The following is a 12,055-nucleotide window of genomic DNA, read 5'->3' on the forward strand; positions in this document are numbered from 1 at the left end:
CAAGGTACACAGCTACTTCCGTAGAAGTATGGTCAGGAGGCGGGTGTGATCAGGCGGCGAGTGTCAGGCGGCGGTTGTCAGGCGGCGCTGTCGAGGCGTAGGGTGCGCCGGTTGTAGGCCGGTAACGGTCGTCGTTTGGGGTCGACCGCGGCGGGTGGGATGAGCCACGGGTGACGATCGAAGCCGATGATCACGTCCCACCCACTATCGTGGACGTCGTGGTGGCAGCTGGTGCACAGGAGGCATCCGTTGTCGAGGTCGGTGGGGCCACCGTCAGCCCAATGCCGCAAATGGTGCGCCTGCGTGCGCGAGGCGGGCGCGCCGCACTTGATGCAGCATTTGTCCCGGAGTAGCAACGCTTTTCGCTGTGCCGGGGTGAACAGCCGCTTTTCGCGTCCGACGTTCAACGGCACTTCGTCGTCGTCGACGATGACCACGGTGACTCCGGCATCACAGCCCAGTGTTTTCGCGGTGGCGGGCGTGACCGATCCCATGAACTCGAGTGCGGAAAGCTTCGGTGTGTCGGCGGGGATCGTCAACAGCACCCCACCGGTCGGCTTGCAGGACACGGTCTCGTCGGCAAGACCCTTCTGGGCAAGTTCGAGGATGGTTTCGAGAGCATCAGCACGTTTCCGTTCGACCGGCCGCGGATCGTGCGAGCCGTCGGGTTGAGGCTTTGGCGCGGACAGTGTTTCGACGAGGCTGTGGAGTTTCTCCCCGGCGACCGCATCGAGATTCGCGCGCACGTCGAGCCGGCCGTCGCTGGTTTTGTGGTAGCCGAGTTCGTTGACGGTCTTGTCTTCGGCGGCAGGCGTACCGCCGGTGTCATCGGCAAGAATGTTGCCGAGTTGGTGTGCGTGCTTGCCGATTTCGGCGGGACTCATCCCGGACAGTGCTTGGGAGACGAGGGCGCGGGTGTGGTCGCGGCGTTGCTCGGGGGTGACGGGTTCGCCGGCGCGGGAGGCGATGTGGGTGAGTCCGCGGACGATGGCGTCGGCGTGGTCGAGGGACACTGACCCGTAGGCGCTGTGCTTATGGAGTCCGTCGATGTTGTCGGTGGTGCCGATGCGAACGAGCCGGCCCGCGACGGCCGGGGCGAATCCCATGGAGATCAACAGTTCTCGCACCGATCGGCCTTGGGGTGCGGTCATGTTGAGGCGGTCGAACTCGCCGGTCAGTTTCGCCGCGTAGTGATCGAGCATGTTGCGCAACGTGTTCAGTTGCTGCATCGCGGCGAACGCTTCACGTGAGGTGAGGTCTGGACTGTAAGCACGGTCGTCGAGTTGGGCGATGAGGTGCCCGTACAGTTCGGCGGAAAGAGTGGTGGCGTCGATCATGGATTCCCCCCTGGATGATCTTGCGATAAGTCCAGTGTAGCAGAAAATTTGTTCGACGCGCAAGTGTTCGACGAGTTATTAGCAAGGGCGACAAACACTTTCGTCACTTCAGTGAACAGATATCGCAAATCCTCGCGGACAGCGCTCGCCGCTACCGGAGTCCCAAGCCGGCGACGCCGGCACGGAAGGCGGCGGTACTTGCCGGAGTCGAGTTGAAGCGCCAGTCGCGTTCTTTGTCCATCTGGAACCAGACGAAACCTTCGACGCGTGACTGACTTTGGATGAGGGTGAAGAAGTCTCGAATCCAGCCGGCCTTGTCCTCGGGGGAGGGGCCGTCGGCGGAGGCGACCTCGGTGACGAGGATGGGGTGTGTGCCGTCGATCTCGCGCAGCGCGTCGAGGCTCGGCGCAAAGAGGTCGGTCGCCGCCTGCCAGTGGTGGCCGGGCTGCTCGCCCCAGTTGTATCCGTCCAGCCCGAGTACGTCGACGAGGTCGGAACCGGGATAGGCATCGGCGAACGGATTGGTACCGGGAGTGAGAACGTTTGGCGCCCAGACGAACTGCACCGAAGGTATGCGGGCCTCGTGCATGACCGAGTGCATCCGCGCCCAGGCGGCGCGATAGTCGGCGGCCGTGTTGCCGTTGACGCCGATCGACCACGGATACCAGGTGCCGTTCATCTCCTGCGCGAACCGCAACAGCACCGGTTTGCCCCACGACGCGAGACCGTCTGCCCAGCTGGCGAATTGGGTGTCGAACGCACCCGCGGCGATGCGCGCGAGGGAGTGGTCGGGCTGGTCGACGCCGCCGTCGGGTCGCCACGGCTCCAGGGTGAGCAGTGGTGTCGCGCCGGTGGTGGCGATCGCGTCGAGTTCTGCGGTCGGCACCGGGTCGCCGATCGCGGCAAAGCGGTGCACGTATTTCGGGGGTGCGCCGGCCAGGGTGGCGAGTTGCTGCAGCGGTGAACGGGTCGACCCCGCGGCGGGCAGCACCGACGGGATGAACGCACCCCACGGTCGTAGTGCCGGTGGCGGCGTCGCCGGTGCGGGTGTCACCTGCCGGTCCGACGCGCATGCGGCCACCAATCCGACCGTGCCGAGCGCCCCCAGCCGCAGGAGATCACGTCGTCGGATGCCGCGCGACAGCGAGCGCGGCGGTCGGTCAGGCGAGTCCACCCGGTCATGCTATTCGGCGGTCGGCCTGTCGTCGGTTTGCCTGCGCGTCAAACGTCGTTGCGGGTGGGCGCTCGTCGATACGCGCGGGTACACGCCCAGAAGGCGATCCAGAGGGCGACGAGCGACAGCAGATCCGATTCGGTGATCCCGTGCCGGTCGGTGATGCGGATCATCGTCGACCCTTCCAGCGGCTTGTTCCAGATCACCCACGCAATACCGACGACGATGAGTACCAATGCCGCCCGCCCACTCGGCCGGAGCAGTGTCCACAGCCCGCATGCGAAGAGCAGATTCAGCAAGACGAGGGCGTGGAACAGATCGGGTGCGCGCATGGTGGACAAGTTTGTCCGGTGAGTCGCGGGCACACCATTGGACGCGAATCTTCCCGGTTCCCACCATTGCCTTCCCGCCCGGCACGTGTCACTGTCGCTGGCACATAGCGCCAACACCGAGGAGTGTCATGACCAGTACGCCCGACGACCCCGGCCGCCCACCGAATCCGGATGAGGATCCGCAGAATCCGGGGTATGCGCCGCCGGGCGGCGGATACGTTCCCCCGCAGGGCTGGCAGGGCCCGCCGCCGAACGCGGTTCCCGGGTACGCCCCGCCACCGCCGCAACTCGAGATCGGCGTCGCCCTGACCTACGGCTGGAACAAGTACAAGGCCAACGCAGGCAACTGGATTCTGTTCACGCTCATCACTTTTGTCGTCGTCGGTCTGATCAACGGTGCAGTGCGCGGATTCCACTACGATTCGGTCTTCAACGGACAGAGCATCGTCGCGTCGCTGGTGTCGGGGATCTTGAGCGTGCTCGTGGAGGCCGCGTTCACCCGCGGAGCGCTCAATGAACTCGACGGACGGAAACCAGCCTTCGGCGACTTCTTCAACTGGAACAACCTCGCACAGGTGTTCCTCGCGGCGATCCTCGTGTGGGCCATCACGACCATCGGCTTCATCCTGATCATCATCCCGGGCCTCATCGCGACGTTCTTGCTCTGGTACACCTTGGCTTTCGCGATCGACCGTGACCTCTCGGCCACCGACGCCATCAAGGGGAGCTTCGAGTTGACGTCGAAGAACGTCGGCACCCTGCTGTTGCTGGCGATCGTCGTGGTGCTGCTGAACATCGTCGGCGCGGTGCTGTGCCTCGTCGGGCTGCTGGTGACCGGGCCCGTCACGCTGATCGCGTCCACCTACGCCTACCGCGTGCTCTCCGGCGGGGTGGTGAGTCCGGCGCAGTAGCGGGGCACCCGAATTCGGTAGCGCCCGCCCATCCCCCGATCGGGGGAGGCGGAGATCCACCGGCAAGACCGCCGGTCGGCGGAGTCCGCATCGTGCCCGTCGGGGGCAGAGTCGGTGGTGTCAGAGAACACCGCAGCCCAAGCCCCACAACGGGACCCGGACTCCGCCAGATCAGGAGCACGCCATGACCATCTCGAAGAGCACCAAGAACCGCACCGTCGCCGTTCTCGCCGGCACCGGAATCGCGGCCGCACTCGCCGTCGCCGGCGCCGGGCTCGCCTCCGCCGGCACGGTTCCGGTCACCCACCCCGGCGAGCCGACGGTCGCGATGACCCTGACCAACCACACCGACCGCACCGAATGGCTGGCCGGTGCCAATCCCGGTACCGGGCAGTGGGTGCAGGCGCCGCACCTGTCGCTGGCCCCGGGCGCCTCGGAGACCATCGTGTCGAATGCGCCGTCGAGCCCTTACGAGACCGTCTTCGTCAACTACCGGGTCGGCGCCTTCGGTCCGACGGCCACCTACAACATCGAGAATGTGCGCGGCGACGTCAACACCGACATGACCGGCCTCTCGGGCGGTCACTACTTCATCGACGCCCACATCGACACCGGATACCCGAACGTCAACGTCGGCTACGACCTGTGGTGAGTGCCGGGTCGACCGCCGTCCGCCTCGCCGATGCTGCGCTCATCGGCGTGGTCGAAAGTGGTGCGGCACTACGTAACTCGCGTCGATCGCTCCTGGGTGTCGGTCCTGTCGCCAGCCCCGACACCTCGAACTCGACATCCTGATCGTCGAGGCCGCAGGTCAGAGTTGATCGGCTGTGCGGCCCTACCGACCCGATGCCCGCCCGTTTTCAGTCATTCCCGAAGTAGCAAATCGGCAAAACCCCAGGTCGTCGGCCGCCGGTACTTTGCGGAATGACTGAAAATGGGCGTTACTGGTCGATGGTGGCTCGCAGGCGTAGCGTCGGGATCAAGGTCCAGCCCGGAGCCGCCCGAGGTCGGACGATGTGCGCCTCGACCTCGGTGACCACGTCATTTACGTGAGGAGTCCCGATGAATCAGCCAGTTCCCAACCCGCCGCCACCGCCGCAGCCGACTCCGGCGCCCGAGCCCATCCCGGAGCCGCCACCGGAACCGCCGATTCCGGTGCCCACCCCGGACCCGCAGCCGGCGCCGCCCGCGCCGCCCCAACCAGACCCGGAGCCACGGCCGACAGTGATCTGAGCGAGTCGCTCGGTACGAGGACGCCGACGAGCAGCTCGAGCGAGGACAGGAGTCGATGACACCGCAGTGGCTTTCGATCCTCGCCGTGATGTCGCTGTCCATCGCCGGTCTGTGCGCGGTCGCGATCCTGGCCGACACCTACCTCCTGGGGTACCGGCAGCCGATGCGGATCATGGAGGCCGTTTGGCCGGTCACAGCCCTGTACGCAGGCCCGGTCGCGGTGTGGGCGTACCTCCGATTCGGACGACCCATGACCGACCGGTGGAAGCGTCGCCATGACGTGGACCAACCACCCGACAAGCCGCATTGGGCCTCAATTGGGTTGGGCGTCAGTCACTGTGGCGCCGGATGCACGCTCGGCGACGTCATCGCCGCCTTCGTGGTGTTCGCGCTGGGCCTCCAGGTGGCCGGTAGCGCCCTCATCCCGGAACTGATCGGCGACTATGTGCTCGCCCTCCTACTGGGAATCCTGTTCCAGTACGCGGCGATCGCGCCCATGCGAAAGCTCGGACTCCGCGACGGGCTGATCGCCGCGGCCAAGGCAGACATCCTCTCGCTCACGGCTTTCGAGGTGGGGCTGTTCATCTGGATGATCCTCGTCAGCACCGTGTTCTTCACGCATCCGCACCTGCACCCCGTCGAGGCCACGTACTGGTTCATGATGCAGATCGGGATGCTGCTGGGCTTCGCCACGGCGTGGCCGGCGAATGTCTGGCTCATCCGGCGCGGAATCAAGGAGGCGATGTGATCCCGTGCCGCCGCAGCCAAAAGCAACCGATATCGAGCTCTACGCTCCGCCTCGACGGCTTTCATGGCCAGCTACGAGCTCGACCACTCAAGGCCGAGAAGTGCCATCGCGCGGATGAGGTTCGGGTCCCCAGGATTGATGTGGATGTGTTCGAGAACCGTGACGTGTGGGCTGACCTCAGGGTCTGTGGCGCGCTCGTAGATCGCCCACATGCATAGGTTGTCGCCGTGCCGCGACTCGAACTCGATGCCGTTGACGGCCACGTCGCCGTGATCGGATAGGCCGTAGATCCAGCGTGAGATGGCTTGAGTGAGTTCGCGCGGCCGCCCGTCGCGGAGTGCGGCCGTATCGAGGTCGTCCAACCCGTATCGGATTGCCATGGACCGGAACAGCACGCGCAGGGTGGCAAGACTATCGGGGGCAGCCGGGACCGCGAAACTTCCTGTCAGAGAGCCTTGTCCGAGCATCCGGGCATCGCACCATGATGGTGGGAGTTGCCCTGGGGGCAGGGTCGGGTATTGCAACTCGTCCTCGTCGTCCACCGCGATCTCGTTGAGATCCGCGACAAGCTGAGGGCTGGGGCGAGCGAATGCGAGAACCTCGAGGTAGCAGGCGAGGGGAGTGTCCGCGCAGTAGAGGGTGCGCCACAGTCCGTCGGGATCATCCCAGCGGCCGGCGAATCGACCGTTGGTGGCATACTCCCATGGCGTCCATTCCCACGGCTGTGGGGTGTACCCGACCCGGTGGATGGGCGTGCCGGTGCGGATAGTCGCGATGATCGGCCCGCGCGGAGTGGTGATCACCGAGTGCCGTGGTTGCTTCACCCGACCGCGGCGAATTGTCGGGCAGCGGCGAGAACCATCGGTCCGACGTCGGCGAGTTCCCCGTCGCGCAGCAGAAGGGCAGGCGCGCGGTCGTCGAGGACGGGGTTGAGGCCCTGAAACCAGGCTTGTGCAACAGCTGTGGTGTCACGTGCGGCGATCAGCCGGGCGGCTCGGTAGGCGATACGGAGCCGTTCGACGTCCTCCGGATTGGCGATGGTGCGGGTGCCCTCAGCCCACTGCCGGACCGCACGGGTTTCCTTGACCCGGCCCAGGTAGGCGACAAGCCTCGCGCCGAGCAAGTCCCGCAGGGCAGCGACGAGTTCGGGCTGAGACATCCGTGCTGCGTCGTTGTAGGCGGCGAGATCGGGACGGGGATGTGCTGATGTCATGTGATCACCTCTCGATCACAGGGTAGATCACAAACTCGATGGCTGTCGATGTCAGTCAGAGCTTGGACCGCCATTCGGGGATGGCTTTGGCGGTGTCTCGGCCGGCCGCCTGCGCTCGGGCTCGCCTGTTTCCAGTCATGCGCGGAGTAGTGCGGCCGCAGAACCCCAGGTCGCGGCGTAACGATACTTCAGGGAATGACTGAAAACAGGCGGCGCGGTCGATGCGGTGGTCGTCGCCCGAGCCGCGACCGAGCTGCAGTCGGCTTCATGCGCCACCCAGCCGGCCGCGTCGACCCCGTCGCGCTCCACCACCGCCCCGACGAAGCCGACGCGGCGAGGCGCGGTTCCGTACCATACGGCAAGGTAAAACGACCGACACACGAATTTAACAAATATGCTGTGCGGCAGCGTTTTTGACCTGATTCGACCGACCGATCACCCCTTCGGACGCAGATGTACAAGTGGGTCAGCCGGAATGTCCAATGTGCGCACTACCTCACCATTGCGTGATCAACACATGATGTGTGTCACCCGATCTGGCACACGACATGGAGTGATCGATGACCCCGACAAGCGCGCTGCATGCGCCCCAGCTGATCGCGAACAGCGAGATGCTGTACCTGGTGTGGATTCCGGCGGACAAGGAGGCGGCGGCAGCGCTCGTCCCGGACGGTCTGACGCCGCGGACCGACGGTGCCGTCTACATGAACCAGTACCTGATCCGCGACGCCGGCCAGACCTCGAACGGGGCCGAGGCCGTCGACGGCTTCGGCGTCTACTCGCTGACCTACCTCGGTGCAGATCTGGCCGGCCTCGACACCGAGGCCGGGACCCCGGCCCGGTGGTGGACGCACTACTTCAACAGCTCCGAGTCGATGAACCGATACGCCGAAGAGCGTGGGGTACCGGCGTCGCCGGGCAGCACGACGCTGGAAGCCGACGGCGGCCGCATCGTTGCGACGACGAGCATCGACGGCCGACCGGTCATCCGCACGACCGCGCGTTTTGACGACTCCCTCGCCCGCGGGACCAGCCAGCTCCGCTACGTCACCCGCGATCCCGAAACGCAGGAGTTCATCAGCGGGCGCTACCCGTTCGTGATGGATTCGCACGGCGGTTTCGCCGTCGAATCCCTCGAATTCCTCGACCCGAGCCACGACGTGTACGCACTTCGTCCGGCCGACCCGCTGGAAGTGACCTTCGGCTTCTATTCGCCCGACATCACCTTCTGCTACCCGGGCGGCGAAGGGCCGCTCGGCTCGTTCCACGGCAGCTGACTCGCCACGCTGAACCACCCCCCCGGCACCACCGAAGTTGCCCACGAAATCCCTGACCGACAGCGGGCACCCGCCCGCGCCACAGCCCAATGAAAGGCAAACGCACATGGCACTTCTCGAGCGCAGCGAGTGGTACGACCTCGCACGTGCAACCGAATGGACGCCGACCTACATCACGATGGATGAGCTGTTTCCGCCGGAACACGATCTCGGTGCTGTAGGCGACGAGTGCACGGTCGTCGTCGATCTCGAAGACGTCGACCGTTCCGAGGTGATTCCGGATCGGCAGATCACCGCCGACGGTGCGGTACTGCATGCGGCGCAGCCCGCCATCGAGGGTCACGATCTCCTCGATGAGTGTGCTGCCGTCGGTGAGGACGACGGTGCGCTGCTTCATGTCGCCGCCCGACGACAGCATTCCGGGAAACCACCGGCTGATGTTCGGGACGTCTCGGATCACCTGCCACACGGCGTCGGCGCTGCGGTCGACGAGCACGGACGAGCGGAGCGGAGCCATGGGACACCTTGCTTTCTGAATGGGTTGGTGGGTGTGGGGACGCTTCTGGCGGGACGGGTCAGAGCGACGGCGGCAACGCGATGTACTTCGTGTTCAGGTATTCGTGGATGCCCTCGGTGCCGCCCTCGGACCCGTTGCCCGACGCCTTGACCCCGCCGAACGGGGCGGCCGCATCGGAGATGACGCCCCGGTTCACGCCGACCATTCCTGATTCGAGCCTGCGCGAAACCCGTTGGACCCGAGCGAGATCCGTGGAGTAGAAGTAGGCGGCCAGACCGTACTCGGTGCTGTTCGCCAGCGCGATGCCCTCGTCTTCGGTCTCGAATCCGATGATCGCGGCCACCGGACCGAAGATCTCCTCGGAGAGAATCGCGCTTCCCGCCGGGATGGCGTCCAGGACGGTCGGGGCATAGAACGATCCGGGGCCGTCGACGACGGCACCGCCGGTCCGGATTCGCGCGCCACGGTCGGCGGCGTCGTCGACGAGACGTGCGATGCGATCGCGCTGGCGGTCGTTGACCATCGGGCCGACGATGGTGGAATCGTCCCAGCCCGCCCCGACCGTCATCGCGGCGATGCGGTCGGCGAGTCTCGACGTGAACTCCTCGCGGACGCCGTCCTGCACGAGGATGCGGTTGGCCGCGGTGCAGGCCTCGCCGCCGTTGCGCATCTTCGCGGCGATCGCGCCTTCGACGGCGGCATCGAGGTCGGCGTCGTCGAACACCAGGAACGGGGCGTTGCCGCCGAGCTCCATCGACACGCGCAGCACCTGGTTGGCGGACTGTTCGATGAGCTTGCGGCCCACCTGCGTCGACCCGGTGAACGAGATCTTCCGCATGAGCGGGTGGCGCATCAGGGTGGCGACGACGTCGACGGCGTTCATCGTCGGCAGCACCGAGAGCACACCGGCCGGCAGGCCGGCTTCGGCGAACGTCGCGGCCAGCAGAAGCATGGTCAGCGGAGTGTCCTCGGACGGTTTGACGATCATCGTGCAGCCGGCCGCCAGTGCCGGGCCGATCTTGCGGGTGCCCATCGCGAGCGGGAAGTTCCATGGGGTCACGGCCAGGCACAGGCCCACCGGCTCTTTGGTGACGACGATGTTCCCGGCGCCCGACGGTGCGGTGGTCGTCCGGCCGTTGATCCGGACGGCTTCCTCGGAGAACCACCGCAGGAACTCCGCACCGTAGGCGACCTCGCCGAGACTCTCGCGCAGCGGGTTGCCCATCTCCAAGGTGATCGTCTGGGCGAACTCGTCCTTGCGGGCGGTGACGAGCTCGAACGCGCGGCGCAGGATGTCCGCACGGACGCGCGGGGGCGTGGCCGCCCACTCGGCGGCGACGGCTGCGGACCGCTCGACCGCGGTGAGGGCGTCCTCGACCGAGGAGTCGGCGACGGCGAGAAGACTCTCCCCGGTCGCCGGATTGAGCACGTCGAACGTGGCGCCAGAAGATGCCGGCCGCGGCTCGCCACCGATCCACGCTCCCCGCGGCAGCGAGGCGAGCAGTGCGTCGAACGAGGCCATGGGGCTCCTTTGATCGAGGTGATGTGTGTGATCGAGGTGTTGTGCCGCCGTTCCCGGGCAGTGGTCCTCATCCTCGCGGCGATCGACCCGTCCGTCGAGTGCCAGAATGGCCAACTACCCGGCTCCGGCTCATCCTTCGACGACGTTGCATCTCCGACGCGGATCTGCGGGGTGTCGATCACGAAGGGGTGAGGTGCTTGGGATGTGCCGGCGGGGTCCACTGTTGGAACCGGCGGGATCGAGGACATCTTCTGGTCCGAACGCGCATACGTGGGTGCCACCGTTCGTTACCGAATAGAGTGCGGCACAGCGTATTTGGGGAGAAGGCTTGATCGGTTGCGTCGTACTTGATCGACAGTGCGCCATCAAACGCCGCCGCGCCTGATCCGAAGTGGATCAGGGGCGGCTTTCGTCATTGCGGGACTAGAACACTCGGTGGGACTAGAACACTCGCCGATCGCGCGTCTGCTCGACTGCCTCTTTGCGGAGGTCGGTGAGTACATCCCCGATGAGCTGCGCGAGCCCCTCCACGGCATCGTTCGGAGTGTCCGCAAGCCAAGAGAGCGACGGGAAGCTGGGGCTGGTGGCAACCCACTCCTCATCCTCGTTGGAATAGCTGACCAAGAACTCGGGCCGAGAGTTGGGGATCGTTTCAACTGACATCTTCGTGTCCCTCCTGCTCGTACCGTTTCACCGCCGCGAGAACCTGCCTTACCTGGTAGGCCTTCGCGGTTCCATCCTTGTTCTTCTGTATGTTCACTCTCGGGTCGCCCGCCCAAGGCATCTTGAACACTGCGTGGCTGCCGCCCGACTGCCGAGGGGCACCAAAGTACCGGCGACACACGTGCATGAGGTCGTCATATCGAACACCACGCGGACTAGTACTACAGCCGTAGTTTGCGGTCATTGTGGTGATGACCTGCGTTTTTGGTGGCATTGGCGGGCTCGTTGTTGATGTTTGCGTCTCCATAGTGACCAGGTCAGGATGCTGTTGGCGCTGGTGTGGAGTGGGGTGAGGATGAGCGTGATGAACAGTCGACGGAATTCGTTGACGCTCAAGCGGATTAGTTGAGGATTGCGGTGCTCGAGGGAACGCTGAGCGGCGGTGGTCACCGCCAGGAACGCGTGGGCGAGCATGACCAGGATCGTCCAACGGTGCCAGGATGTCCAGGTCCGGACTTGATGCTGATCCAGGCCGGTCAATCCTTTACTCGTCTGGAAGGATTCTTCGACCGTCCAGCGCCGCCCGGCCACCCGCACCAGCTCGGCCAGGCAGACCGGACGCGGACTGTAGCAGCGGTAGTAGGCCAGTTCTCCGGTGGTGTCGTTGCGGCGGATCAGGATCGAACACTGCCCGGTGTCGACAGCTTCGACCGATGCGACCCACGCCCACGAGTACAGTCGGTCACCTTTGGTACCGACACCGGCCGACAGGGTCTGCCACGCCGCCGCGGGAAGATCGGCGGTGATCGTGGCGACGGCCACGTCGTCGCCGGCCGCGGTCGGTACCGTGCGGTTGCTGCCGACAGCCAGGACATACCCGATCTGCCGCTGATGCAACATGTTTCGCAGGTCGGGATCGGCGCCGTACACTTCGTCGCCGGCTACCCACCGGGCTGGCACCTCGGCGTCGAGGGCTCGGCTGATCAGTGTGGCGGCCAGTGCCGGTTTGGTGGCAAAACCCACGTCGGCGGGCACGCCGCTGTCCGCGCATCGATCGGTGTCATCGCACCACGATTTGGGCATATACAGGGCACGATCGATCAAGGCGTGTCCTTTGGAACTGGTGTA

14 protein-coding genes are annotated in these 12,055 nt (G+C 65.6%); 5 read left to right on the forward strand and 9 right to left on the reverse strand.

Annotated elements, in window-relative coordinates; translation table 11 throughout:
* Positions 1 to 77: 77 nt before the first annotated feature.
* The 3 genes from ACLQ3C_RS11995 to ACLQ3C_RS12005 form a co-directional block, all read right to left on the reverse strand.
* Positions 78 to 1,337: a DUF222 domain-containing protein gene (locus ACLQ3C_RS11995; protein WP_425705286.1), complete on the reverse strand. Its 1,260-nt coding sequence runs from the start codon at positions 1,335 to 1,337 to the stop codon at positions 78 to 80.
* Positions 1,338 to 1,488: 151 nt separating this feature from the next.
* On the reverse strand, positions 1,489 to 2,511 hold the full coding sequence (locus tag ACLQ3C_RS12000) for a glycoside hydrolase family 26 protein (RefSeq protein ID WP_425705287.1): 1,023 nt from the start codon (positions 2,509 to 2,511) through the stop codon (positions 1,489 to 1,491).
* Between the two features lie 47 nt (positions 2,512 to 2,558).
* Positions 2,559 to 2,843: a hypothetical protein gene (locus ACLQ3C_RS12005; RefSeq protein WP_425705288.1), complete on the reverse strand. Its 285-nt coding sequence runs from the start codon at positions 2,841 to 2,843 to the stop codon at positions 2,559 to 2,561.
* 128 nt (positions 2,844 to 2,971) lie between these two features.
* On the opposite strand from ACLQ3C_RS12005, the gene ACLQ3C_RS12010 reads away from it, so the two are divergent.
* From ACLQ3C_RS12010 to ACLQ3C_RS12025, 4 genes are all read left to right on the forward strand, one after another.
* Complete coding sequence (locus tag ACLQ3C_RS12010; protein ID WP_425705289.1) at positions 2,972 to 3,754, forward strand: hypothetical protein; 783 nt, start codon at positions 2,972 to 2,974, stop codon at positions 3,752 to 3,754.
* 184 nt (positions 3,755 to 3,938) lie between these two features.
* Positions 3,939 to 4,406, forward strand: coding sequence for a hypothetical protein (locus ACLQ3C_RS12015; protein WP_425705290.1), 468 nt, complete (start codon positions 3,939 to 3,941; stop codon positions 4,404 to 4,406).
* A 410-nt stretch (positions 4,407 to 4,816) separates the two neighbouring features.
* Positions 4,817 to 4,987: a hypothetical protein gene (locus ACLQ3C_RS12020; RefSeq protein WP_425705291.1), complete on the forward strand. Its 171-nt coding sequence runs from the start codon at positions 4,817 to 4,819 to the stop codon at positions 4,985 to 4,987.
* Positions 4,988 to 5,042: 55 nt separating this feature from the next.
* Positions 5,043 to 5,735 (forward strand): DUF4396 domain-containing protein, encoded by a 693-nt coding sequence (locus ACLQ3C_RS12025; protein WP_425705292.1) that lies wholly within the window; start codon positions 5,043 to 5,045, stop codon positions 5,733 to 5,735.
* Between the two features lie 71 nt (positions 5,736 to 5,806).
* Here the strand turns inward: ACLQ3C_RS12025 and ACLQ3C_RS12030 are convergent, their stop codons facing one another.
* Together ACLQ3C_RS12030 and ACLQ3C_RS12035 are read right to left on the reverse strand one after the other, a co-directional pair.
* Complete coding sequence (locus tag ACLQ3C_RS12030; RefSeq protein WP_425705293.1) at positions 5,807 to 6,538, reverse strand: RES domain-containing protein; 732 nt, start codon at positions 6,536 to 6,538, stop codon at positions 5,807 to 5,809.
* Positions 6,539 to 6,555: 17 nt separating this feature from the next.
* Complete coding sequence (locus ACLQ3C_RS12035; RefSeq protein WP_425705294.1) at positions 6,556 to 6,948, reverse strand: hypothetical protein; 393 nt, start codon at positions 6,946 to 6,948, stop codon at positions 6,556 to 6,558.
* A gap of 560 nt (positions 6,949 to 7,508) precedes the next feature.
* On the opposite strand from ACLQ3C_RS12035, the gene ACLQ3C_RS12040 reads away from it, so the two are divergent.
* On the forward strand, positions 7,509 to 8,225 hold the full coding sequence (locus ACLQ3C_RS12040; RefSeq protein WP_425705295.1) for a hypothetical protein: 717 nt from the start codon (positions 7,509 to 7,511) through the stop codon (positions 8,223 to 8,225).
* Here the strand turns inward: ACLQ3C_RS12040 and ACLQ3C_RS12045 are convergent.
* The 4 genes from ACLQ3C_RS12045 to ACLQ3C_RS12060 form a co-directional block, all read right to left on the reverse strand.
* Entirely contained in the window at positions 8,170 to 8,742 is a 573-nt protein-coding gene (locus tag ACLQ3C_RS12045; protein ID WP_425705296.1) for an SRPBCC family protein, read from the reverse strand. The two genes, ACLQ3C_RS12040 and ACLQ3C_RS12045, sit on opposite strands and share 56 nt — an antisense overlap.
* 58 nt (positions 8,743 to 8,800) lie before the next feature.
* Positions 8,801 to 10,264 carry an NAD-dependent succinate-semialdehyde dehydrogenase gene (locus tag ACLQ3C_RS12050; protein WP_425705297.1) on the reverse strand — a complete coding sequence of 488 codons (1,464 nt, stop codon included), beginning with the start codon at positions 10,262 to 10,264 and terminating at the stop codon, positions 8,801 to 8,803.
* Between the two features lie 441 nt (positions 10,265 to 10,705).
* Positions 10,706 to 10,927: a hypothetical protein gene (locus tag ACLQ3C_RS12055; RefSeq protein ID WP_425705298.1), complete on the reverse strand. Its 222-nt coding sequence runs from the start codon at positions 10,925 to 10,927 to the stop codon at positions 10,706 to 10,708.
* Positions 10,928 to 11,167: 240 nt separating this feature from the next.
* Positions 11,168 to 12,055, reverse strand: an 888-nt coding sequence (locus tag ACLQ3C_RS12060) for an IS701 family transposase (RefSeq protein ID WP_425705299.1), incomplete at its 5' end; no start/stop codon positions are given.

Source organism: Gordonia sp. DT30, assembly GCF_049844915.1.
Classification (GTDB): domain Bacteria; phylum Actinomycetota; class Actinomycetes; order Mycobacteriales; family Mycobacteriaceae; genus Gordonia.